The organism is Methylocella silvestris BL2, from assembly GCF_000021745.1.
In the GTDB taxonomy this organism is placed as follows: domain Bacteria; phylum Pseudomonadota; class Alphaproteobacteria; order Rhizobiales; family Beijerinckiaceae; genus Methylocapsa; species Methylocapsa silvestris.
The window spans coordinates 3,396,170-3,417,392 of the sequence record NC_011666.1; the positions used below are offsets into that span (position 1 = coordinate 3,396,170).

General features: G+C 59.8%; 23 protein-coding genes and 1 pseudogene. 10 read left to right on the forward strand and 14 right to left on the reverse strand.

Annotation, left to right across the window (positions count from 1 at the left end; genetic code table 11):
* Positions 1-16: 16 nt before the first annotated feature.
* From MSIL_RS15730 to MSIL_RS15745, 4 genes are read right to left on the reverse strand one after another with little or no spacing between them, the layout of a single operon-like run.
* Positions 17-628, reverse strand: coding sequence for a DUF2213 domain-containing protein (locus MSIL_RS15730; RefSeq protein WP_012592067.1), 612 nt, complete (start codon positions 626-628; stop codon positions 17-19).
* Entirely contained in the window at positions 628-1,095 is a 468-nt protein-coding gene (locus MSIL_RS15735) for a hypothetical protein (protein WP_012592068.1), read from the reverse strand. The genes MSIL_RS15730 and MSIL_RS15735 overlap by 1 nt, the downstream gene beginning before the upstream one ends.
* A gap of 13 nt (positions 1,096-1,108) precedes the next feature.
* Positions 1,109-2,581 (reverse strand): hypothetical protein, encoded by a 1,473-nt coding sequence (locus MSIL_RS15740; protein WP_012592069.1) that lies wholly within the window; start codon positions 2,579-2,581, stop codon positions 1,109-1,111.
* Complete coding sequence (locus tag MSIL_RS15745; RefSeq protein WP_244406151.1) at positions 2,578-2,922, reverse strand: hypothetical protein; 345 nt, start codon at positions 2,920-2,922, stop codon at positions 2,578-2,580. Before MSIL_RS15745 ends, MSIL_RS15740 begins: the two co-directional genes overlap by 4 nt.
* Before the next feature lie 614 nt (positions 2,923-3,536).
* On the opposite strand from MSIL_RS15745, the gene MSIL_RS15750 reads away from it, so the two are divergent.
* Positions 3,537-3,848: a hypothetical protein gene (locus MSIL_RS15750; protein WP_012592071.1), complete on the forward strand. Its 312-nt coding sequence runs from the start codon at positions 3,537-3,539 to the stop codon at positions 3,846-3,848.
* Positions 3,845-4,324 (forward strand): hypothetical protein, encoded by a 480-nt coding sequence (locus MSIL_RS15755; protein WP_012592072.1) that lies wholly within the window; start codon positions 3,845-3,847, stop codon positions 4,322-4,324. Before MSIL_RS15750 ends, MSIL_RS15755 begins: the two co-directional genes overlap by 4 nt.
* Before the next feature lie 7 nt (positions 4,325-4,331).
* Here the strand turns inward: MSIL_RS15755 and MSIL_RS15760 are convergent, their stop codons facing one another.
* From MSIL_RS15760 to MSIL_RS15780, 5 genes are all read right to left on the reverse strand, one after another.
* Positions 4,332-5,573: a virulence-associated E family protein gene (locus MSIL_RS15760; RefSeq protein WP_012592073.1), complete on the reverse strand. Its 1,242-nt coding sequence runs from the start codon at positions 5,571-5,573 to the stop codon at positions 4,332-4,334.
* Entirely contained in the window at positions 5,570-5,860 is a 291-nt protein-coding gene (locus MSIL_RS15765; RefSeq protein WP_012592074.1) for a hypothetical protein, read from the reverse strand. Before MSIL_RS15765 ends, MSIL_RS15760 begins: the two co-directional genes overlap by 4 nt.
* 204 nt (positions 5,861-6,064) lie before the next feature.
* Positions 6,065-6,271 (reverse strand): hypothetical protein, encoded by a 207-nt coding sequence (locus MSIL_RS15770; protein WP_012592075.1) that lies wholly within the window; start codon positions 6,269-6,271, stop codon positions 6,065-6,067.
* Between the two features lie 62 nt (positions 6,272-6,333).
* Entirely contained in the window at positions 6,334-6,867 is a 534-nt protein-coding gene (locus MSIL_RS15775; RefSeq protein ID WP_148213113.1) for a hypothetical protein, read from the reverse strand.
* A 91-nt stretch (positions 6,868-6,958) separates the two neighbouring features.
* A complete protein-coding gene (locus tag MSIL_RS15780; RefSeq protein WP_012592076.1) occupies positions 6,959-8,245 on the reverse strand; it encodes a tyrosine-type recombinase/integrase in 1,287 nt (428 codons plus the stop codon).
* Positions 8,246-8,885: 640 nt separating this feature from the next.
* Here MSIL_RS15780 and MSIL_RS15785 point away from each other — a divergent pair.
* The 7 genes from MSIL_RS15785 to MSIL_RS15810 all read left to right on the forward strand — a co-directional run bounded on the left by MSIL_RS15785 (position 8,886) and on the right by MSIL_RS15810 (position 13,313).
* Positions 8,886-9,086: a hypothetical protein gene (locus MSIL_RS15785; protein WP_012592077.1), complete on the forward strand. Its 201-nt coding sequence runs from the start codon at positions 8,886-8,888 to the stop codon at positions 9,084-9,086.
* A 69-nt stretch (positions 9,087-9,155) separates the two neighbouring features.
* Complete coding sequence (locus MSIL_RS15790; RefSeq protein ID WP_012592078.1) at positions 9,156-9,761, forward strand: ImmA/IrrE family metallo-endopeptidase; 606 nt, start codon at positions 9,156-9,158, stop codon at positions 9,759-9,761.
* Positions 9,762-9,869: 108 nt separating this feature from the next.
* Positions 9,870-10,463, forward strand: coding sequence for an SOS response-associated peptidase (locus tag MSIL_RS15795; protein WP_012592079.1), 594 nt, complete (start codon positions 9,870-9,872; stop codon positions 10,461-10,463).
* Positions 10,464-10,604: 141 nt separating this feature from the next.
* Positions 10,605-11,324, forward strand: a complete 720-nt coding sequence (locus MSIL_RS21430; RefSeq protein ID WP_012592080.1) for a hypothetical protein — start codon at positions 10,605-10,607, stop codon at positions 11,322-11,324.
* 319 nt (positions 11,325-11,643) lie between these two features.
* Complete coding sequence (ligD, locus tag MSIL_RS15800; protein ID WP_012592081.1) at positions 11,644-12,654, forward strand: non-homologous end-joining DNA ligase; 1,011 nt, start codon at positions 11,644-11,646, stop codon at positions 12,652-12,654.
* A gap of 210 nt (positions 12,655-12,864) precedes the next feature.
* Entirely contained in the window at positions 12,865-13,074 is a 210-nt protein-coding gene (locus tag MSIL_RS15805; protein WP_041368118.1) for a hypothetical protein, read from the forward strand.
* Positions 13,062-13,313 (forward strand): hypothetical protein, encoded by a 252-nt coding sequence (locus tag MSIL_RS15810; RefSeq protein WP_012592083.1) that lies wholly within the window; start codon positions 13,062-13,064, stop codon positions 13,311-13,313. Before MSIL_RS15805 ends, MSIL_RS15810 begins: the two co-directional genes overlap by 13 nt.
* Positions 13,314-13,596: 283 nt before the next feature.
* Here MSIL_RS15810 and MSIL_RS22365 read toward each other — a convergent pair whose 3' ends face one another.
* The 5 genes and pseudogenes from MSIL_RS22365 to MSIL_RS15835 form a co-directional block, all read right to left on the reverse strand.
* Entirely contained in the window at positions 13,597-14,601 is a 1,005-nt protein-coding gene (locus MSIL_RS22365) for a pentapeptide repeat-containing protein (RefSeq protein ID WP_425277119.1), read from the reverse strand.
* Between the two features lie 654 nt (positions 14,602-15,255).
* Positions 15,256-16,833: pseudogene (locus tag MSIL_RS22370) on the reverse strand (NACHT domain-containing protein); the annotation flags it as partial.
* Complete coding sequence (locus MSIL_RS15825; RefSeq protein WP_012592085.1) at positions 16,778-17,467, reverse strand: hypothetical protein; 690 nt, start codon at positions 17,465-17,467, stop codon at positions 16,778-16,780. The gene MSIL_RS15825 and the pseudogene MSIL_RS22370, both read right to left, overlap by 56 nt.
* A gap of 68 nt (positions 17,468-17,535) precedes the next feature.
* Positions 17,536-18,030, reverse strand: coding sequence for a hypothetical protein (locus tag MSIL_RS15830; protein WP_012592086.1), 495 nt, complete (start codon positions 18,028-18,030; stop codon positions 17,536-17,538).
* Entirely contained in the window at positions 18,027-19,964 is a 1,938-nt protein-coding gene (locus MSIL_RS15835) for a hypothetical protein (protein WP_012592087.1), read from the reverse strand. The genes MSIL_RS15830 and MSIL_RS15835 overlap by 4 nt, the downstream gene beginning before the upstream one ends.
* A gap of 79 nt (positions 19,965-20,043) precedes the next feature.
* On the opposite strand from MSIL_RS15835, the gene MSIL_RS21740 reads away from it, so the two are divergent.
* On the forward strand, positions 20,044-20,721 hold the full coding sequence (locus MSIL_RS21740; protein ID WP_187148663.1) for a hypothetical protein: 678 nt from the start codon (positions 20,044-20,046) through the stop codon (positions 20,719-20,721).
* The last annotated feature ends 502 nt before the right edge of the window (positions 20,722-21,223 follow it).

The window sequence follows — 21,223 nt, forward strand, 5'->3', positions numbered from 1 at the left end:
CGCTTCTTTGCCACTGTTAACCTCTAAGCCTGTGATAATCTGGAAACATTTTGCTGTAATCCATGCGGGCCACAAGTTTGTGGTCTCCGACATAGCAACTCGGGCCGGCGCGTCCCATCTCTACCGTCGCGACATGATTTCCGATGATGTTGCGCATGACGCCGTCATAGGCCTCGCCCGCGGGAGTGCGTCCCGGCGTCATGTCGGGATCATAGCGGTAGGCGGATGACAGCTCGCGCTTGTCGCCGCTCTCGATGTCGTCAATGGCATCCTGCGCCCACACAATCAGCGGCGCGTAAAGGTGAACACCGTCAAATTTGATCTCGCTGCCAACGCAGCCGATGACCGCGGCGGGACGATGATCCTCTGCGTTGACCGGAACATGCCAGCCAAGTAATGGAAGCTGCGCGAAGGTCGCCGCCGCCTTCGCCAGCTCGTCAGGATGACGCCACATCTGATAAATGCGCTCAGAATCGAGACCGAGCTTGCGCCATCCAGGTATTTCGCGCCCGTAATAGGGGTTCACAGCCGCTCTCGAAAGGTTCGCCCGCGCGACGCGCAAGCGACCGTCTGCGTCATAGCTGCGCAGGCTTTCCCGATCGAAGGCGAGGTGCGGACGATCGTACATCAGCGATTGAGCCTATTCGCGTTGGGGAACTGCTTCTCATAAGCGGCGCGCTCTTTCGCCGTCTGCGGCCTAGCATGCGGATCGCGCCCCATCTCACGCTCACGTAAGCGAGCCCGTACGCTGGCGTCGGTCGCGTAGTGCCTTCTCACGGCCTCGGCGAGGTCCTTGTCGTTGGCAGCATCGCCAGCGAGGTTACGCTTCTCCTTCGCCGCCGCGACGGCCTCGGGATCATCATTCTCAGGGTCGTCATCTTCGACAGTGGCCCCAGCGGCACCGTCGACATGGGCCTTGAGCGATTCCAAAAGCTGGGCGATGTCTTCAACCGATAGATTTTCCTGGATCCAGTCGCAAACGCTGCTGGCGTCGGGGAGCTCTGCCGACGCGTCCTGCGCGAGGCCGGAGCCGGAACGAAGGTAGAGGCCCGCGTGGTTCGTGCCGCGAGGGGAAGGCATAGGCGTTCTGGTCATGTAGGTGTCCTTTCTAAGGGCGTGAGCGAAACGTGCCGAGGTGAAGCGGCGCGGAACGGGAATTGGATGGCCTTGCAGATAAGGCGAGGAGCTCCGGGGTGATGATCATTGGGGCGCGCGTCTGCGACGCCAGCACGAGGCCCCCAGCGACGCTATTCGCTACATCATCATGACCACCCGGCCCGTGATCGACCGAGTCACGCCCACTTCGGGCCGTGCGACGCTCAAGGCCCGCAAGCTGTGCCACTAAGCGGCTGTTATCGAGCAGCTCAACCCGCCCGCTGTTGATCAGCGGCAGCATCGCGAGATAGATTTCGCTGCGCACCTTCTCAGACAGATCGTAGCGAATCCCATGCACGCGGAAGCGCTCGCGTGGCCACTCCCCGCCGTACCGATCGCCGGTGACAGACGCCAGCCGATAAGCCTTCAGTGTTTCAGCGAACTCACTGACGACGGCGTCAGGCGAGAAGGGCGGGCGGATCTCGCGGATGACGTCAAGCACGATGCGCTTGTCTTTTTCAGCATGGCAGATGCCGAGCGTCATCGAATCAGATGAGCCGCCCGAGGGGTCGGCAAAGGCGACGTAACGGACCCCCGGCGCGGGCGGTAATTCGCGACGACCGGAAGCGACGCATGCCTCAATCGCCTCGCGGTCAACGAAAGCCGCGACATCGGTCCTGAATTGCGCGCCGTACTCGGCGGCGGCGGAAACGGGGTCGCGCTCAATCTCGGCGTCGATGAAGGACTGCGGCACCGATGGGTTCATCGTGCGCGTCGCGGCCTGCCACACTAGATTTTGCGCGTCCGGCTTGCCGAAGTACTTCCTATAGTTCGTCCAGAGCAGCCCGCTCTTGGAATAGGGAGATGACGCGACAACCATCATGGCGTCGTCGCCAAAGGTCGCCATAGAGGCTCTGATCGCGACGAAGACTTCCGTGTCTGGCGATACGCTGTCATCGCGGCGCCAGAACGCCACCTCGTCGAGCAGCGCAACGCAGACAGAGCGACCACGCACCGTCCGATAGCTGCACGTCGCCACCTCGATGACGACACGGCCCTTGAGCTCGATGGTGTCGGCGGTCTCCGCTTCGACCATCTTCGCCAGCATCGGCGCTTCAAGAATGCCACTGATATAGCGCCGCAGGATCTTGGCTTGCTCGCGATCAGCGGCGACAAGAAGCACGACCGCGCGTTCGCCCGGCGCCAGCCTCGATGTCCAATCCCGGAACAGCCCGAGGAAGCACGCCAGCAACGCCATCGCGAATGTTTTCCCGCCTCTGCGACCGATGACCAGCCACAGGAAGCCGAACGCCGCTCCCTGAGCCTCAGCGCGGCCCGTACACTGGCGAAATAGCTCTGCGCCGTAATCATCAAGCGGCAGGCCAAAGACAGCTGCCAGCATGGCTCGCCAAGGCTTCCATGACTCATGGTCACGGATGGCAGAACCGAGCAGGTGCGGGTCGTCGATAGCGTCGATGATGTTCAAGCCTGCGCGCCCTTCGTCTTGGCGGCGACATAGGCTTTAAAGTCCGGCGTGATGTCTCGCTTGCGGCGTTCGATGCCAAGCGATTCGAGGATGCGACGCAGGCCGCCGGCATGGCGATTGTAAGCATCGAGATCAGCGGCGTTGCCAAGGCTCAATTGCCCCTCGATCCGTTCCAGCTCAACCTCCAGAGTTGCGGCTCTCCGGCAAAGGCTCATCTGTGCTTCCGACAAAGCGGGCTCGCCGCCGAGGTCATCGACGTGCAAAGCGAGCAGGTCCTTGAAACGCCGATACCACGGGCTGTTGCCATCGCCCTGGATGAAGGCTTTCGATCCGTTCGTCACGGCCGACGCCGAACGCTTCCGGCTCGGCGGCGCTACGTTGGCGGCCATAGGCTTTTCGAGGGCTTTCGGTTGAGTGACGGTTTGCATTCTAACCTATGGTCCAAACATGTGATCTTGAACAAACATTGGACATTGTACTACGAGCTACACAGTAAGTCACTGTTTACACAACTGTATCTAAATCCACTGCAATCTTATTTTCGCCTTGAGCGAGCGAAGTCGTCGGCAAATCGATGGCGAAGTTGCGTTGAGCGCTATGGCGGTCGGGGTACGTGTCAAACCGGCCGCCGTAAGAAAAAACCAGACCACGGATAACGGACGACCACGGATGACTTTCCTATAGACCCCTACGTGCGCGCGCATATAGGACTCTTATGAAAAGTCGTCCGTGTCGTCCGTGGTCATCCGTGGTCTAGGGGTGCGGAAGATCGGCTTGGCTGGCGGTATGTGTCACGATGCGGTGCAAGTTGCCCCGCATGAGCTTCCTCTCACGATGTCTCAGCGCAATCTTGGCAAGGAGGGCTGCTCTCCTCCGCAGGAAGTGCGTAGAAGCACATCGTTGCCGATTGCCTCGCAATTACTATCGCCGGTCCTGTAAGCAGACGAGGTGCGCCATGATCAAGCTGGAAGCCTTGAATCTTATCATTAGCGGAAATGACCGCGACGATCTTCTATACGAATGGTATCTGAACGAGAGGGCGGAGAATCCTGAGACGATCAGACCGGCTGATTTCAATAAAGTTGAGCGCGCGCCGGCAATCGGGCCAAAGGTTGACGAATATGAGCGGCAAATCTGCCGTGCGGTGATGCGCATCGCGAAGTCGAGAGTTGGTGCAGCCATCCTTGGCGCGGCAATGCGGCTTCCTGAGCCCCTTTATGTCTTGCCGATCGGAGAGCGCGATGCAGTCATGATGGGGGGCATATGAGCAAATGCTTTGCCGATGAGGCTCATGTATCGCGAACAAATCCCGACGATAAAGTCCCCCCGGTGAAGGTTAACCCGCGCGATCCGAGCACCTGCAAGCCGCTGAAGGCTGGCGGCGCGGAAACCGATCCGCAGAATGAACTCGACACCTCGCTCGTGCATGAGATGACCCATGGGGTGCGGCCAAAATCCGTTCCCCTCTGGAAAAAGATTCAAACTGGCGACCCATGGGAGGACTTCGAGGAGTTTTTTGCGACCACCGTGGAAAACATTTACAAATCGGAACGCGGCGATCTCGTCCTCAGAGGCGGTCATGACGCGAGCATTTTGTCTCATGATCTCGCGACATCCGAGGGATTTATGAAAGACTCAACACTTCGCGCGAGGATTCAAAAGCTCCATAAGGCAGAGCCCCTCGCGCAAAGATTGGGGCGTCTGAAAGGCATTAAATTTAATCCGTTTGCGCTGGCGGCTTGAAATTTCGTCAACGCGTGCCGGTGAAAGTCCAAGGCATGTTGCCCTTCCAATCTTTAGGTCCGCGTGACCACTGCATGCGCTCCAGGATCGCGGTGATGCGGTTTTGATCGGCCCGACTATTTCGCTGTGTCTCGATGCCCAGCGCCTCTCTGGCGATCTGGCCGACCAAGACTGATCGCTTATCGCGCAGCCATGCCGCTATGGTTTCCTCCCAAGCGTCTGTTTCGAATCGGGCTTCCTGTTGCGGCTTAATGTGCCGAAGTTCGAATTGAGCGTCAGGCCACCACTTCGCACCTGCTCGGTAGAGATGGACGGCTTCGGCGAAGAGCTGGTCGCGGTCGTGGGCGAGCGCTTCTGTGTCGATCGCGCCTACCTTGACTGGCCAGAAGCGTCGCCCCCCGGTTTCATCGCGGAGATAAGCCGCCTTGTTTGTAGAGCCGATGAAAAGACACTGCCTCGGCTCGACGACTTCCTTCCGACCGAAGGCCGGACGGTAGCGCTCCGTCTGTCGGCTGATGAACGCCTTCAACGCCGCACTCTCGGCGCGGCTCATAGCCGACATTTCGGCGATCTCGATGAGCCACTTTCCGCGAAGATGCTGATCGACGTCCTTACCGCTCGTAACGTCGGGGAGGCTATCGGAAAACCACGGGCCGCCCAGGATGGCGCAGGCGGTCGATTTGCGTGCCCCCTGCGGACCTTCCAGCACGACCATATAATCAGCCTTACAGCCTGCCTGAAAGATCCGCGCGACCATGGCGATGAGAAACAGCCGGCCGATGCCCTCGATGTAGGACGATGGCTCAACGCCGAGATAATACGATAGCCATTTGTCGACGCGGGCGCGCCCGTCCCAGATCGTACCGGACAGATAGTCACGCACCGGATGAAACGCACATTCTTCCGCGCGGAGGTCGACCGCTTGATGAACAGTGTCCTTTCCGATCTTTGGCAGGCCGGTTCGCTGCATCCACTCCTGCACCTGTGACACGTCCGCATCACGCGCTGGCCGGGGGAGGGTATCGTCTCCGTTTGCGGGCGCCGATCCGCCAAGGACAGGCAGAGGTTTGACGAGCACCACGGCGCGCAGCATTTCGTCCAGATGGAAGCAATTGGCGATCTGCGGCGCATTGCGCAGCGCGGCCATCGCGGACGCAAGGTTCGGGACGATCTTGCCATTCTCATCGCGGCAGGCATGTGTCAGCCAATCTTCCTCGCGGGCAGGAAACGCGCGGGCGGCCACGGTCATTCGGCGGCCTCCGTTACGTCGGACTGTTCATGCTCTGCGGCGCAGGCGGCGCGCTCAAGCTCGGTTAGATCATTTGCGAACCGAACCGCGGCCTTGAAGTGACCGACGCCACCCTTCAGGGCGTAGCCCAAACCAAAGGCGTCGCCGGTCTCGGCGAACATCAACGCGATGTTGATCTGGATCGCCGCTTGCTCAAGCTGGTTGGCAATCTCATCGAAATGCAGAACGCGAGTGACGCGCGCGACCATGGTGGGGTCGCGCGGCAGCTGAGGTGAGGGCGCGTTCATGCCGGCCTCCTCTCGAAGGCGAGAGCGGCAATCAGTCGAGCGCGGCTCGAAGTTATTCCGAAGCGACTCGCGACAAAAAAGCTCTGGAAATCAGAGAGCGATGATGTTAGATCTCGGGTGTTGATCGCTTGGCCGTGAGCAACATTCCCGAGGGCTCCGCCGTTCGCACCGGCTGGAGCTCTCGATGTTTTTGAAGCCATTTATTTACGCTGCGGCCTCCGCTTCAGTAGCGGTCGCCTGCTCGCGAGCCCGCCGCCAGTCGGCTGCGGCTTCCTTGGTGATTAGCACGCGCTTGCCGACGTGCATCACGCGCGGGCCAACGCCTGCTTTCTGAAGATTGAAATAGGTTGACTTCGAGATGCGATGGCGGTCGCAAAACTGCTCGATGTCGTAGACGTCCTGTTGTTCCATAAGTTTAGCTCCACCCATACACTCTTCATTGAATGTGGGTGGATAGTGCCACGGCTCCGACCTCAAGAAATGGGGATTAAAAGGCCGATAAATTCGGGCCATCGTACGGCGTCTGCTCTATTGGTATCCATATCTGCCCGCCGTGCCTTGAAATACGGTAGGAGCCGCTTTTCGAAATATTCGGCCTCACCAGCGAAGCTTGCCGCTTGAGCCGCAACGTCGATCTGCGCGGCATCGCCCTTTATGGCGACTCCAATCGCGAACGCCATGCTCGCTAGCCAAGTCGTATCGTCTAAGTCTTGCGCCTTTGATATTCTGTGTGACTTGCGCTTTATGTCGGCAGCAAACGGTGCAAACGCATCTCGCTGTTCGATATTCTCTCTGCCGCGCGGGGGCACAGCTAGTGCGACAAGGACTTTTCCTCCGGCGTGCAGGGACCTAAGGTTTGCAGGGTCATTAATCGGCATACCGAATTGGATGGTCGCCAAGGTCTTTGCAACTTTTCTTCGCGACATACTCTTTTCATTTTGGACAATCGCGCCCGCTGCTCGATAGAGAGCTATCAGATACCGGTCGGGATCGTCTCGCACACGCAAGGAAGGCCGTCCTATTTTCTTCGGCTGTTCCGTGTTCCCCGCTTTTCGGGGACGGCCTCGTGGCCGTCCGGTCGGTTTCGTTACCATCGGATCAGTTCGCCTTGGTCGATTTATGAAGTAACGCCACGTTCGTCTGCTGCACCGTTCCGAACGTCGGCGCAAATTGCCGGATCTGATCGGCGACATAGGACGGCGCGAGGTGCGCGTAATGCTTCTCCGTCATCCGCGAATCAGCGTGACCTAAGTTCTTCGCCACGACCGGCATCGGCACGCCGCCCATGACATTGTGACTCGCCGCGGTGTGGCGGAGGATATGAAAGCCCGCCTTGGCGATCTTGGCGGCCTTGCAGGCCTCAGCCATCGGCCGGATCTGATGCGACGCGCCCCATGGAGCGCCATCGGCCCTCGAAAGCATCAAAGCGTTGGTCGGCCGGCCGGCAGTTAGCTGACGGAAGAAACCTTGTCCTTCCTCGGTCAAGACGACGTGCCGCGCCTTGCCCGATTTACTCTGCCCGACGAAGACGGTCCCGGCGTCTGGATTGAAATCGCCGACCTGCAGGCGACATAGCTCGCCGTATCGGCAGCCGGTGAACAGCGCGGCATTGACCAGCGATCGAAACTCGCCCTGAGCCGCATTAACAAGCCTCCGGACCTCATCCTGGGTGAAATAGCGCACCCTCGGCGCATCGACCTCGCGGAAAGGCTGGATGGTCCGCCATACGGTGTCCGAAGTGATCTTGCCCGAACGGAAACCTTGATTGAGCGCGGCTCGCAGGATCGTCAGCGTCCGATTGGCGCTGGCGCGGCGTCGACGCTTTTCATCATCGGTCTTCGGCTTGGCCAGTGCTCTCGACACTGTTCCGGCCTTGCCGCGGACATTGCGCGGACTGTCGGCGAGGGCCTTCAGCCATTTCTGGATCGCTTCCTGTGTCAGATCGGATGCCAGCATGGCGCCGAAAGCCGGGCGGATATGGTTTTCGATCCGATTGCGAGAGTCGGAAACCGATTTCGAATGCTGAGCCTCGGCTTGCTTGAGATAGGCGTCGAGGACCGTCGAGATCGTGATCGGCGCCGCGCCGCTGGCTTCCTGACGCCGGGCTTTGGCGATCTCTCTCGCTTTGGCCTGGGCCTCATTGAAGGTGAGGATGTCTTTTCCATCGGCGTCGTCGCGATCGTCCGCAACGGCGATGGTCTCCACCTCGTACTTCTCGTTTCCGAGATAGCGCCGCATAACCCATTTGCCGCCGTGCCGCCCTTTCCGATAGCCGAGGTGCAGAAGCCCGGCGTCGAGCGAGCGATAATAGGGCTTGCCGGAAGCCTTCAGTTTTTCACGCGAAGCACGGGACCCGAGGGCGTTGTCGCGAACGTTTTTTGCCATGGCGAAAACCTGCCTGTCCAAAGTCTGTCCAATATATCGGGGAAATGTCCAATAGACAATGGTGCAGCGGTGTGCATTAGATATACGTGATAACAACGACTTATTGAAGCGCAATGGACCGAAATGGAGCGCTTCTTTGCCCTTTCACGGCGAAAACAGGGGTTCGATTCCCCTTGGGCGCGCCAACGAAATCAATCAGTTAGCTTGTTTTTGAGCTTCGTCTCACACAGCCGTCTCACACAGGGAATTTGCTTCCTTGAGCGTCGCAGGCTTCCAACCCCGTGCGCTTGAACCTTACTTTTGAGCGTGACGGATAAGGGGAGTCGACGCATATTGCGCTTGGCTGCATCTTGACGAGCGCCAGATCGCGAGCACAAATGCGCGTGGATGCCCGCCCAAGATGGGACTCTTTGGCCCAAAACGCGATCGTGTGCGACACGTCACACGGTAAAAGTTTAGGCAAAGGTAATGAAATACCCTCTTGCGTCATACTACGCCTACCCCTATCGTAGGTACGCTTTCGAGGGTTGACAGCAGATATTTTTCTGATAGAGCGCACGGCGCAGTTTGACTCGGAAACTTTCTCTCCCGTCTGGAGTTCAGGTTGGGAGCTCGAATTGTGTTTGTTGAGGAGCGAGCAATGGAACGATATCCGGAATGCAAAAAGCTCGCTGCCCGCTTTGAAAAGATGGCGGCGGCTGGGCTTCTGGACGTGAAATTTTACGTCAGTGATCCGCATGAGTTGACGGCTGAAGGGCTCTGCGCTGACGTCAACGCTTTATATGAAGCCGTCGATGGAGGGAAAGCGAAGCTGCTTTCTCTTGAAGGTTGTGATAAATAGCCTTTCCAAATAAGTTACCGTTCTATAAAAGGTCTCGTTCATTCGAGGCCTTTTTTGTTGGATTCAGTAATGGTTTTGGACGGCAAGATTGCGGTAACGGTATTTAAAAAAGTCCGCCAAGCGCGTCATGAGATCAAAGCGTATTGTATAGCGCCAGATCAACCAGTCATCCCGCTTGGGGAACTTAAGAGAATCGTTGGCCAAATGTATCACCTGGCCATCAATGTTCATGAGCTTCCCTATAAAAGCGACCGTGTGAAAGGGCTCATGGAGCGTTACATTGATCGCGTAACAATCTATGTTAAAGAAGATTTAGATGAATATTGGAAGCGCTTCACAGTCGTGAAAGAGCTCTGCCATGTTATGAATGATGAGCCGGACGATTGGTCGTATGAGGGCGTAAACACCTTAAAGAATCTACTGACGGAGTACACTTTGCACCAAGACTCCGCGGCGTCGCGTGCATCTCAATCAGAAATCTTTGCGGAAATCGCCGCCGTCGAACTCTTGTACCCCTTCGAACAGCGAGCGATAGACATTAACGGCGGCTCAGGTAAACCCATTGCCGAAATTGCGCGGTGGTACCACCTTCCCGAGCTGATTGTGAGTCGATCCCTCCTCGAAGGTTATCACGGTACGGTGGCTGAGATTTGGGGCCTCGTTGGATCAGAGTAGACCTTGTCCTCCCGACATCAAGCGAAGCAAGTGCCCGGGCAACGATCGGCAATCGGACCTCGACGTCGGCGCCTTTGACGCGGTCGCCTAAACAGCTTCGATCTGATCATGTGCAACGACTATGAGCAACATGTCGCCTGGAAGGCGTATTGCCAGATGATGCAGTTGCTTGAGTGGGGCATACCCGCCCGCCAGAGCGACGCAGACTTGCCGCAGGCCGACGACGTGCGGATCACCGACTTAGCCCCCGTCGTGCGAGCGGCCGGCGCCGACGTCGAGCTTGTCCCAATGAGTTTCGGGTTTCCGCCTGCCACGCCGCGCGGCGGACCCGTTTTCAATTTCAGGTCGGAGGGGCGCAGCTTTGCGAACACCAACAGATGCCTCATCCCCGCGTCGGCGTTCTTCGAGTTTACGGGGAGCAAGTCGCCGAAGACCAAGCATCGCTTCACGCTGAGAGACGCTCCGTTCATGGCCATTGCCGGCATATGGCGCGAGCAGAAGGGAAATCAGCCGCCGGCCTTTTCGATGCTTACGACCGCGCCGGGAGCCGACGTTGAATCCATCCATAACCGCCAGATCGTCGTGCTTCACCCGGCAGATTGGAAGGCGTGGATTTATCTGCAAAGGCCGGAGGCTGAACTCCTGCAACCGCTGCCGGCGGGCTCGCTGAGCGTCGAGACGGTGCGAGTCGGGCGGGGATAGCAACAGGCTGTGTGTAGAGTGCGCTATATCGGCGTGCCAATTCTTGGGACAGGGTGCCAAGACAAGGCGCCAACAACTGCCGGGTCGGTTTAGACTCTCAACTCGCCAGTGCGTGATGATCCTTTATTGGAGAGGGCAAAAGTGATTAAGTATTTCTTCTGTACGGCGCTCGCCCGCGTAAGGGCGTTTTTGAACTGCTGCTTTTTGCTCGGACAGCGGGTGGTCCGTTTCGCAAGGGAGAACGACGGTCTATTCACAGCAACATCAACGATTGCGCTGGCATTCTTCACTCTCGGCCTCTGGTGGTCGACGGAAAAACTGTGGACCGCTGGAGAGAAGCAATTATCCCTCGCTCGCGACGCATTTGTTGCCGGCCAGAGAGCATGGCTTGGCCCATCTGATGCGGCAATTGAGCCGTTGCAGTTAAAGCAGCCAGTTCGGGGCGTATTTGTTTATCAAAACGGGGGCCATCAACCAGCCCTTCACTCCATCGGAGTGAAGGGCTTAATTTTTAGTAAAGAGGAATGGTTAGACCAAAGATCAGGCGATCCTCTTCGTAAATTGCAACAGCAGTGTTTCAGCTCAATTCCTGAAAGCTCGAAACTTGCCTACCCGTCAATTAATTATTCCCTATTATTCGATTCAGAAAAATTGCAAGAAACCGATAAATTTTCAACTAGTCAAGCTATGATCGACGGCAACAGCGTAATAGCCTTCGTTGGCTGCATAGCGTATGTGGGCTTTCACGAGCCCTCTATTGTAAACATAAATCACGCATCGTTTTGTTTCTACTATCAGTCTGGAGTTACGCCGAGCCCGACGCACTTAAGTATTTGTAATATCGCCAACTTCGGCGATTGAGAAAGCCTCCCACTGCATTCCCTTCGCTTCCAATTCGCGGCAAACCACAAGCTCTGTGCTGACGCCGTCGCGCATTTCGATGCACGCGGTGCCGCGCCGTCCGGCCTCGGCTGTGCGGCTGAGATTGCCTCGCGCGCTTGCTCAATGACCAACACCATAATTCCGACAGTCAAGCGATTGCCGTTCGGCATATCAACGGCGAGAAAATCGACGCCAGGGGTGTTGGCGTGCCCCGCGCTGCCCTCCACGAATGCTCTCGCCGTTAACCAAAATCTGAAGATTTTACGGCGAACCGACCTAAGAGCGTATTCTGGCCAGCATGGCCAAGTCCCCGCCAGCAAAGCCGCGCTCGATCAGCTGCAAGACAGATGTCGTCGCGGATGGGTTGAGGAGTCGGCCGCTTGTCTCGGCTGATCCGACAGTCCCCCAGCTCTTCGATGCGCCGCTGCCGGGCTGGATCGCGCCCTGTTTGCCGACGCTCGTCCCCAAGCCGCCGGCCGGCGAAGAATGGGTTCACGAAATCAAATGGGACGGCTATCGGGTTTCAGCTTACGTCGAGCCAGGCGCCGTCACGATCCGCACGCGCAACGGCTATGATTGGACGGCGAGATTTCCGACGATCGCCGCTGCGCTCGGCAAGCTGAAGGTGCGGTCGCTGGTTATCGACGGCGAGGCGAGCGTGCTCGACGAGAAAGGCCGTTCGAGCTTCGCCGAGCTGCAAGCCGACCTTGCAACGGGCGGCGCGCAACGAGCCGTGCTTTACGCCTTCGATCTGCTTTTCCTCGATGGGGAAGACTGGCGCCAGCGGCCGCTAGACGAGCGGCGCGGGGCCTTGGCCGGCCTGATCAAGAAAAAGCCGCCGCTGCTTCTCAGCCAGGAATATGCCGGAACTGGCGTCGATTTTTTCAAGGTCGCTTGCGAGCATGAGCTCGAAGGGATCGTCTCGAAGCGCCTCGACAAGCCTTACCGATCCGGCCGCAGCAAGGATTGGCTGAAGACCAAATGCGTGCAGAGCGGGGAATTTGTCGTGATCGGCTATCAGCCCTCGTCCGGCGCGGTCCGGGCGCCCCTGGCCAATATCAAGGTCGCGCGATGGGAAGAAGGCGCGCTGCGCTACGCGGGAGCAGTGGGAACAGGCTTCAGCGAGCGCGTCGCCAGGATGCTGCGCGACAGGCTTGACGGCCTCAGGACGCCGCGCTGTGCGATCCCAAGGCTCAAGGTTGGGGGCGCAGTTTGGACGAAGCCCGATCTCATCGTTGAGATTGATTATCGCGGCCTCACTGCGGACGGCGAGCTTCGCCATGCGAGCTTTCGCGGGATCGCAGAATGAGCGCCGCCGTACGCAGGCGGGGCCGAAACGGCAGGTCATCCGGATAGGAAATTGCGACCCGCTTGCCGCCGCTGGACTCGCTGCGCGCGGCAGACTAGAACATATCAGGAACAAACCTGAGGGCGGGCTATGTCGAAGCGAGGTAAGCGGCCGGAGCTTCCGGCCGATCCTGCGGCCACTGTGCGAGCGCTCCGCGAGTGTCGCGATGCGATGATCCGCCTCTCCATGCAAGTCGCGATTGGCGGCAACGTGGACAAGCTCGCGCACATGGTCTTGGTGTCGATCGATGCGCTTGCCGCCGAACTGACAGGCGATAACCAGTATTTTTGGAGCGTTGGCGCTGGCGCTTCAGCCGATCAGCGGCGAGTGATGGAGGAAAAGGCGGCGCGGGAGAGAGGGGACATCCCATGGCGAAGGTGACGTACTATGTCGCTCTGCCGTTCGTCTGGACCGAGGATGGCGAGCTTGTGGCAGGTGACGCCAAAGAGTTTCAGTCCGCCGGCGCGGCTGTGGGCGAGGCGCAACGCATGGCGCTCAAGGCCGCCGGCGCCGTCGCTTTCCAGCGCCACGGCGATCCCGCTTCAGGCGAATTTGAAGACGCCGTCGTTATCCAGCGGTTTGGCAACGTGCCGAATGACGAGCAGCTCCTGGGCGGCTGAAGCCAAGGCGCCGCCAACGCACGCCTTGCCAAGGAAGGTGCCGCGCCGCTAAGGACGCGATTGGTATCATCGTGGATGGACCGGCTGATAAGGGTTGGCGCCGCCGCGGCAGGCGGTGAGCACATCAAGCCGATACACTACCGCAAAACGTCCAGCGTCCAGTTTGTATCTTTGTCACTACAGATTTTCTCGAACGCTTCTTCAACAAAATAAAACACCATCGCGCCGGGCCATGCCCCGCGACAGAGGCACCGACAATCTCGTCGCCGGCGTCAAGTTCGCCTCAAACTGAATCAGGTTTCCGCAGCATATCTGCCATTTGAACACCTGTAACGTTCGCTCCTCTCCTTTTGAGATCGGCGCCGCGGTCGCCCTTGCCGGGGAGAATGAGCGTCCTTAGAAGCGTAGCTCCCTTTACACTGGCCTTATCCAGAGGAGAAACTAGCAGCTTAGCATCATTGAATTGAGCGCCCTCCAGATTAGCGTCTTCGAAGTCGGTGGTTTCGATCACCGACCCGCTGAAATTTGCGTTGGAGAGGTTGGTCCCTTTCAACTTGCATGTGCGCAACGAGGCTAACTCGAGGCGCGCGCGGCGCAGATCGGCGTGTTGCAGATCAGCAGCAAAGAGTGCTTGCCCTGTCAAGTCTGCTTCAGGAGCCACGAGATAAGCGAAGCATTTCATGACCGGGGCAGCTGCCGTGGCAATGGCAAATTGAAATTGAAAAAACAAAATTTTATAGAACATTTTCGGGCCGAAGCTTGTGGTGAGATCGGTCTGTCCTACAACTCGTCGCAGAAGGTTGCCGAAAGCGGCCTTATCGGGCCACGCAACCTCAATTTTTGCGCGCTCAGGATCAGTGGCGGCGATGGCTAATGAGCATGCATTGAGCACCGCCCATACCATGACCTCGGCGTTGCGCTGCCTTGCTTCCGCCACTCTCCAGGGCTGATCCGCATTGCCATTCGCCGGCAAACCATCACGGATGACCGCGGAAGCCAAACGTTCGAATCCAGATTTTAGTGCGCGAACTTCTTCTAATCCCTCAGAACTGCTGGCACGTAATTGCAATTCGCGCCGCATGTGGTCCAATAATTCGTTGGTGAGGTTGCCGGTGGCCGTGACATCGAACCATTCCTTCATCGCCGTCTCGGGCCGGCGATCAATAAGAGTGATCAGATCTAACGCTACTTCCAGAAGCGCTCGACCGGCGAGATAGTCGCCAAAGCTCTTATGTGTAAATTCAAAACCACGCGTCTCAATCTCAGCGTTCTTGAGGTAGAAGTTCATTGCGAGGTTAGTAATATCGGAGCCGTTGTCTCGAACGAAGTCATCCCAGGCATTGCCAGTTCGCAGAGACCTTGCCGCATTATGAAATCGAGCTTCGCTGCACACTCGCGTGTCGCCTCCCTGCCATCCGGCCAGAGCAATGGTTTCCATCAGTCTATTGAAGCCCTCCTGGCTTAGAAATCTCCCGGCACCTGGGCGCCGCCCGTTATCAGGGTCGTCTCCCCAACCACGTCGCCACACCTCGTCAATCAGTTCACGATAGATCAAGTTCAGGTTCCCGGCAGCTAATTGCGCTCCTTCGGTAAGATATCCCGAGAGCACGAGGAGGTAGCATAGCAAGGGCTCGCGAGTGAGTTCTGTCAGGGCGGGGGCGGATAAGGCATGGGGTGGTTTTAAGGAAAGTCCGACCGCTGCTGCATAACCTTTCCACCAGGTTTCCCTCTGATCGATGCGGGCAATGTCGCTCTGCTGCTCAGGCGCTGCTTTTTGAGGGGGTGCAACAGTCAGAACAGACTCTAGCACCCCTGAAGCGACGTCTAGGCCCTTACCGCCGAATTCCTCGCTCGTCTGAAAAAGTTCGGCCCCCTTAATGGGAAGAAAGCCCACGACCTCGTAGCTTTTCCTATTGACCGCGCCCGCAAAGCGCTGAGCGGCCTGGAAGGACGGCATTCGCCCCGTGACGATGACCCGAAGACGGCTCTTTTTATCTCCGCGCAATTCGGACGTAAGCTGCCCAAGCTTGCCCATGAAGTCGCGAGCGATGTCGTTAGCAGCCTCCCCCGGTCGGGCCAGTTCATCGAGGCCGTCGAAGATGAGAACAAGCGGGGGCCCATCCTCTACCACATTGCGGGCAAGGGGCGGCTGTCTGAATGGATTTGCCGTGCGCTTAGTGAAGTGGGCGTTGATCGCCTCACGCAGATCAATAGCTGCGTCGATGTTAGCGAGGGAGATGAAAAGAGGTCGGCAGTCGTCGCGTGCCGCGAGCCTACGCGCGAGAGCTTTCGCGATCGTCGACTTTCCGCTGCCGGGGCCACCGCCCAACAGTTTCAACTCGTATTCCTCGTGGCCACCAGTCGCCCAAGCGTCAAGTTCGTCGTCCAACCAGACAAAATGAGACGCCTTCCAACGTGAAGGGGAGAGTGTAAGCGCCCGCGTCTTGACGCTTCGGGACGGAGGTCGTGGATCGTCGTGTTCTTCACGCCAGACTCCCCGAAGCGGAACATAAATTTGCGATAGTGCAATCTTGAGGGTTTCTTGCCCAAAAACCGGCTTAACCTCGAATTCGTGGATCAGGCCTTTTCGATATGCGTCCCATTCCAGACGGAACGCATGGGCGGCTGCTCCCGGAGCATTCAGGGCGGCTGCCAGCGGTTGGTATTGTTCCGGCGACTGTGACCAAAGCAGGAATATTGCACGATCGAACGCCGCGTCGAAACGCGCCCGCAATATGTCGTCCTTCTCGCCCCCTGCCGCTCGGAACGCGCCCTTCCGTTCGACAAATGAGTCTCGCACCAGTCGGTAGAGGGGTAGCGTAGTGGGTTGGTCAAGGAATGACGTCGGGATGATCTGCTCGCCTTGATCCACTCTTTCCTTCGCTTCGGCGAGCGCATCGCGCACGGCCGTTTCGACACCGATGTCGTCAAGTTGACCGCGAGCTCTAAGCTCGTCAAAAGCCCAGGCAAATCCTAACGCGAACAATAACCAACCGCGCTCTCCAGGCGGCGCATCTATAGAGATGGCACCAGCAGCCTCGACCAAGCTAGAGATACCTTCAGGGATATGATCAAGGTGGCCGTGGAAAATCGCAAAGCCCGAGCCAACCACCTTGACGATGTTGGCCACGAATTTCGGCCATTCGGCCTTCAATGTAGAGTCCCGGACCAACAAAATGCCAGTCTCGGCGCGGGCAACGGGTTTACGAGTACGCGCCATCATCCTCCCCCTGACGTCTATCGACATTCTTTTTGTCGCCATTCGCGTTTTTAACTCTGATCCGACCGAGTGATTTTGACAAGCGCTCCCAGCGCGAACATATCCGAGAGCGCCCGGCTTCCGATCGCCCCTGCGCCGGCCGCCGCGGCTCGCTGTCCCGCTGGCGCCGTGACGCGCGCGCCCGCCGCGAGCTGATTGGCGAGATAGGCTTGAACGGCGGGCCACTAGAACTGCCCGCGATGCCCTAGACGAAAGGCAAGTTGTAGCTGCCGGCGGGTTGCGGCGCATCCTTCGGGTCATAGCCGAACATGGCGGTTAGCGGGGACGAGTTGCGAAGCTTTTTCCAGCCATCGCTAAGCCCGGCCTTGATACCGACGTTGCCGAGGCCGCTGGCGATCGATCCGGCCAAATCCCAGCCGTCGCCTGCGTGCGTGTCCTGATTGAGCTGCAGGCCCATGACGCCGGTGTCGCCGCGCTTGAAATCAGCGAGCTGTCCGAGCTGCGAAGCGTCACGGCCCTGCAGCAGCGCGTCGTTTCCGAGCACGTCGCCAAAGGCGCGCACCTTGGCCCCGGCCGCTGCCTGTTGGTTCGAGAATTTCTGCGCCGCCCCGCGCGCGGCGCTCTCGGCTGCCTGCGTGTTCGCCGAGCCGCCCGGCGCGACATTCGCGCCGGAAGTGGCTACAGGCTGTACAGCCTGACCGAAATAATCGCCGAGTGACTTCGATTTGGCCTCTGTCTGGCCGGCGAAATCGCCATAAAGCCCAAGCGAGTGGTCATTGAGTTTCGAGGCTTGCGCGTCGAGCTCCTGCTGCCGCGCCAAGTTTGCGGCGAGCGTCCGCGCCGTCGCGTCCGCGACCTTGCCGGCGCCGATCGCATTGGCCGCGGCGCCGGCGCCGCCGAGGGCAATTCCTGCAATAGTGATCGGATCGCACATTTAGGCCTCTCCCAAGTCGCGGGCGTTGGATTTGGAACGCCGACGCCGAAAGGGCGCCGCCGCTGTCGTCAGTTAATCGTGCGCGGCGCGTCCGCGCCGGAAACCCAGGCGTAATAATCGAAATCCTGGCCCGCCTTGCCGCATTTCCGGATCGTGCTTTCGAAAGAAAGCCCGAGCGCTTCGATCCAATTATGCACCGCGCGATAGCTCGACATGGACGCGCATTCGATCCGATGAACGCCGGCGGCGATCCGCGGCGCAAAGAGTTCGCGCTTGACGTATTTCGTGAGCGGCAGAGCGATGGAGGAAAATTCGTCGGTCGCGAAAAACAGAAGCGACAGCACGTTCGGCCTGAGCTCGATAAGTCCGCAAATAGCGATCGGCTTGCCGTCGAGCCCGACGGCGAAGACGTCGTCGCGCGATCCGTAGCGATCGGAGAGCAGGCGCGCCAGGTCCTCGCGCGTGCTCATATGCGAAACGGCTTCGAGCTCTTCGAAGTCTCGCGCACGCATTTTCAACGCAATGTCGTAGACCGTTTGCGGCAGGTCGGTTTCAATTCTCATCGCGCGTATGCCTTGCGTTGCGGAGCGAACAAGTCGGACAGGCTGGAAAGCCCGGAAGGGGTGAGCGCGCTATTTGCGACGGCGCCGTTGGCGACGCCGGCGGCGAGCTGCGGCGCTGTCGGAATGCCGCGGACGCCGCTTGCGACGCGGTTGCGCAGATAGGCCTGCACGACAGGCGACATAAGTGCGCGCCCGGCGACTGCCGGCCCGATCACGCCGGCAGCCGCGGCGATCGGATGGCCGCTCAGCGCGGCTCCGACGGCGCCGCCGCTCTGAAGCGAATGCATCACCGCTTGCCGCGGAGCGGTGCCTGATTGCGGGAGTGGCGCGAGCACCGTTTCGCCGGCGCGCGCCAGCTCGCCGAGATCGCTATTGCCGCGGACGTAGCCAGCCTTGGCGTTGCCGGCCGAGGCGGCTGCGCGCAACTTCATGGGCGAAAGCACGCCCTGCGCTGTCTGCTCGCCGGCCCCGCCCATGGCCTTTTCAAGCGTCTTCATGTCGCCGTATCGCTGCCTGGCGTCGTCCCACGCGCGAGCGTCCTGTGGTGAGATCGAGCGCCGCATAGCCGCGTCCATGGCGTCGCGAACGGCGCGCAACGCGTCCGCCGACGGCGGATTGGCGAAGCGCAGCCCTTCAGCCTGCTTTGACAAGCTCGAGCGCGTGTTCTGATAGCGCTCGCCATGGACGCCCCAAGGCTCGGCAAGCAGATCGCCAATCGTGTTTCCGACGACGGGCCGCTGCTGCGCCGGGATTGCAGCCTGATCGTAAGCCGTGCGCGCGCCCCGCAGATCGCTGCGGAGCTGCGCGTCATTGACCATGACGTTGCGGCTCGAGAGGTCGTTAAATTCGTCCCGCAACGCCTGCGCGCCCTGACGCATGGTTTCCGGCGTCGCCAGCTGGCCTTCTACAGGAGCAACGCCCATGCGCCGAAGCCCCGCTTGCGTGAACGCCTCGCGCTGCGCCTCAGTGATGCGGTTCGCGCCGCCTCCTGCGAAAGGCAGATCGCTTATGGCGCTTTCCATCCATTTAAGCGGCTTGCTGCCGGTCGCCTGGCCTGCTGTGAGCGGGACGCCCTCACGGCGCATGACGTCGATCGCCGGCAGGCGCGAGGCCGGCGTGTCGATCGGGCTGACAATGCGGCTTGCGCTCTCGGCAAGAACGGGGCCGGCGAGCGCGCCGATAGCCCCGCCGGCGGCGCGCGCGGCCGGCTCATATTTTGAGCCTTTCGCCATCTGCCCGCCGGCCTCGGAACCAAGCCCGGACGGCACGCCGAAGCGGACGGCGTTCAAGGCCGTTTCTGCGGCGCTGCGCGCCGGCATGAGAGCAACGCCGGGCAGCGCCGCCCCGACGGAGGCCGCATATTCTCCGGTCTTCGTCTCCGGCTTGTGCAAGGCGCTCGTCAGCGCGCCGCGCGCGGCGTCCTGAGCCTGGCCGACAAGGTCATGGCTCTGCCGCGTGCTCTCACGATCGGCGCGCGCCTGATCGGACAGCGGCGCACCGACAACCGAGCGGGCCGCGTCTTCGATCTTGTCGGCGCCGTAGTTCAAGCCGTTTTTTATCCCGCGCAGCGCCGTGACGGGCAGCTGCAGGAGCTCAGACGAGCCGAGGCTGACGCCGCTTCCGAACGAGGCAGCTGCATCTTTCGCTGTGTCGGCCCAGGTCTTGGGCGCCGCCGGATCGGCAGGCGCGCTCTGGCGCGCCGCGAGCTCTGCGGCGAAGGGGTTTGCTGGCGCGGCTTTGCGCGAGGCCAGCTCTGCGGCGAACGGGTTCGTCGCCGCTAAGACGTCTTTGCCCCTCTCGGCCGAGGCCTTGGGAGCGCCCGCGAGCTCAGCCCGGCGAGCGGCAATCTTGGCTGCGACAGGATCAACAGGCGCCGGAGCGGGCACCACAGCTTTGCGCGCTGCGAGCTCTGCGGCGAATGGATTGTCAGTCATTTCCTCTCGCCAATGCTCAGCGACGCCATGAGAATTTGCATACACGGCGTCGGCGCCGCCAGTCCGCGCGTCGGCGTCATTGGAGCGTCTCGCTCGCGGCCATTGCGCCGAGTTCGTTGTAGTAAGCGCGCGCTCTTACCTCGTCCTCCCGAGCGGCGGCGTTGATCCTGACGCGGTCGCGACGGCTCATTTCGTCCCTGACTTTCGCCACGACGTAGCCGGCGCAGGCTTTGTCGAACGCGTCGCATTTCTGGACAGCGTCTCGCGCCGCAAGCTCATGCATGAGGCCGGTTTTGAAAAACTGAAGCTCGGCCAGGGTCTTGTCCAGCATCGACGCCGCGAGCCTGTCGACGACGGCGCATTTTTCCAAATTTTCAGTGGCGGGCTCTTCGTCGATCAATCCGGCTTGGAAGTCCAAGGCAACCATGTATTCGGCGCCTTCTACAGGAACGCCGCGGATAGCAAACAACGCCTTCAGCGCTTTCGCGCCGAGATCGAACAGCGGTGCGCGCTCCGGGCAGGCGCATTCCAACGCTCCCCGCGCATCAAGCAAGCGGAGGAACAACAGCTCAAGATCGGCGCCTCCAATGAATGGCCCATTATAGGCAACGGCAGCATCGATCGCGACGATTGTTGCATCAAGCGGATTTTTGCTGCGAGGGATAGCGCAAAGCGCCTTGTCTATGGCCTCAACTTGAACGTTCATGATTTCCGCCTTTGCCTAACTCGCTCGCGTGGTGAGCGTAGAGGCAATTAATTGGTTTTGTCAAGCGTCGCACGGTATTTTTACGGCCCTGTTGGCGCGGCGATGAAATGCCTCGGCGTGTAGAGCGCGTCGGGCCGGCGCCTGTTGGTCACATCAACTCGGCGTTCTTCTTATCGAGAAGGCGGTCCGGTGTGACGCGTGGGGACGCCAAATCGAAAGCGGCAAATTTCCAGCTCGGGACAATTTTGTTTTCGCGCTCCCCGCTAGAAATCGCCATGCAGTCTGACTGTATACTAGGGGTGGCATCGGGCTTCCCGGCCGCTGCCGCCCGGAGCGGCCGGCAATCCGCCACCGTGGAAGGCGCCGTGACTTCTGCGTTTCGCTGTGCAGGCATGCGTTGAGAGCAGAGGAACAGGCGCGCGGCCCGTGTAAAGGCGTCGGAGCGGAGCGTGATAGGCGCTGGCGCTTATGCGGCGGTGCGGCCGGACATTAAGCCGCGGTCAAAGAGCTTGGGCGCGCCGCCGAGGTCGATCCGGGCGAACTCCGCGCGACG

What these genes read in the sequence shown, in the direction of transcription:
- MSIL_RS22365 (WP_425277119.1), bottom strand. Translation starts at nt 14,601, where the DNA reads ATGAACTTCTACCTCAAGAACGCTGAGATTGAGACGCGTGGTTTTGAA.
- MSIL_RS15785 (WP_012592077.1), top strand. Translation starts at nt 8,886, where the DNA reads ATGGAACGATATCCGGAATGCAAAAAGCTCGCTGCCCGCTTTGAAAAG.
- MSIL_RS15760 (WP_012592073.1), bottom strand. Translation starts at nt 5,573, where the DNA reads ATGACCGTGGCCGCCCGCGCGTTTCCTGCCCGCGAGGAAGATTGGCTG.
- MSIL_RS15805 (WP_041368118.1), top strand. Translation starts at nt 12,865, where the DNA reads ATGATCCGCCTCTCCATGCAAGTCGCGATTGGCGGCAACGTGGACAAG.
- ligD (WP_012592081.1), top strand. Translation starts at nt 11,644, where the DNA reads ATGGCCAAGTCCCCGCCAGCAAAGCCGCGCTCGATCAGCTGCAAGACA.
- MSIL_RS15825 (WP_012592085.1), bottom strand. Translation starts at nt 17,467, where the DNA reads ATGTGCGATCCGATCACTATTGCAGGAATTGCCCTCGGCGGCGCCGGC.
- MSIL_RS15750 (WP_012592071.1), top strand. Translation starts at nt 3,537, where the DNA reads ATGATCAAGCTGGAAGCCTTGAATCTTATCATTAGCGGAAATGACCGC.
- MSIL_RS15755 (WP_012592072.1), top strand. Translation starts at nt 3,845, where the DNA reads ATGAGCAAATGCTTTGCCGATGAGGCTCATGTATCGCGAACAAATCCC.
- MSIL_RS15795 (WP_012592079.1), top strand. Translation starts at nt 9,870, where the DNA reads ATGTGCAACGACTATGAGCAACATGTCGCCTGGAAGGCGTATTGCCAG.
- MSIL_RS15765 (WP_012592074.1), bottom strand. Translation starts at nt 5,860, where the DNA reads ATGAACGCGCCCTCACCTCAGCTGCCGCGCGACCCCACCATGGTCGCG.
- MSIL_RS15730 (WP_012592067.1), bottom strand. Translation starts at nt 628, where the DNA reads ATGTACGATCGTCCGCACCTCGCCTTCGATCGGGAAAGCCTGCGCAGC.
- MSIL_RS15830 (WP_012592086.1), bottom strand. Translation starts at nt 18,030, where the DNA reads ATGAGAATTGAAACCGACCTGCCGCAAACGGTCTACGACATTGCGTTG.
- MSIL_RS15835 (WP_012592087.1), bottom strand. Translation starts at nt 19,964, where the DNA reads ATGACTGACAATCCATTCGCCGCAGAGCTCGCAGCGCGCAAAGCTGTG.
- MSIL_RS15790 (WP_012592078.1), top strand. Translation starts at nt 9,156, where the DNA reads ATGGTTTTGGACGGCAAGATTGCGGTAACGGTATTTAAAAAAGTCCGC.
- MSIL_RS15780 (WP_012592076.1), bottom strand. Translation starts at nt 8,245, where the DNA reads ATGGCAAAAAACGTTCGCGACAACGCCCTCGGGTCCCGTGCTTCGCGT.
- MSIL_RS15770 (WP_012592075.1), bottom strand. Translation starts at nt 6,271, where the DNA reads ATGGAACAACAGGACGTCTACGACATCGAGCAGTTTTGCGACCGCCAT.
- MSIL_RS15735 (WP_012592068.1), bottom strand. Translation starts at nt 1,095, where the DNA reads ATGACCAGAACGCCTATGCCTTCCCCTCGCGGCACGAACCACGCGGGC.
- MSIL_RS15810 (WP_012592083.1), top strand. Translation starts at nt 13,062, where the DNA reads ATGGCGAAGGTGACGTACTATGTCGCTCTGCCGTTCGTCTGGACCGAG.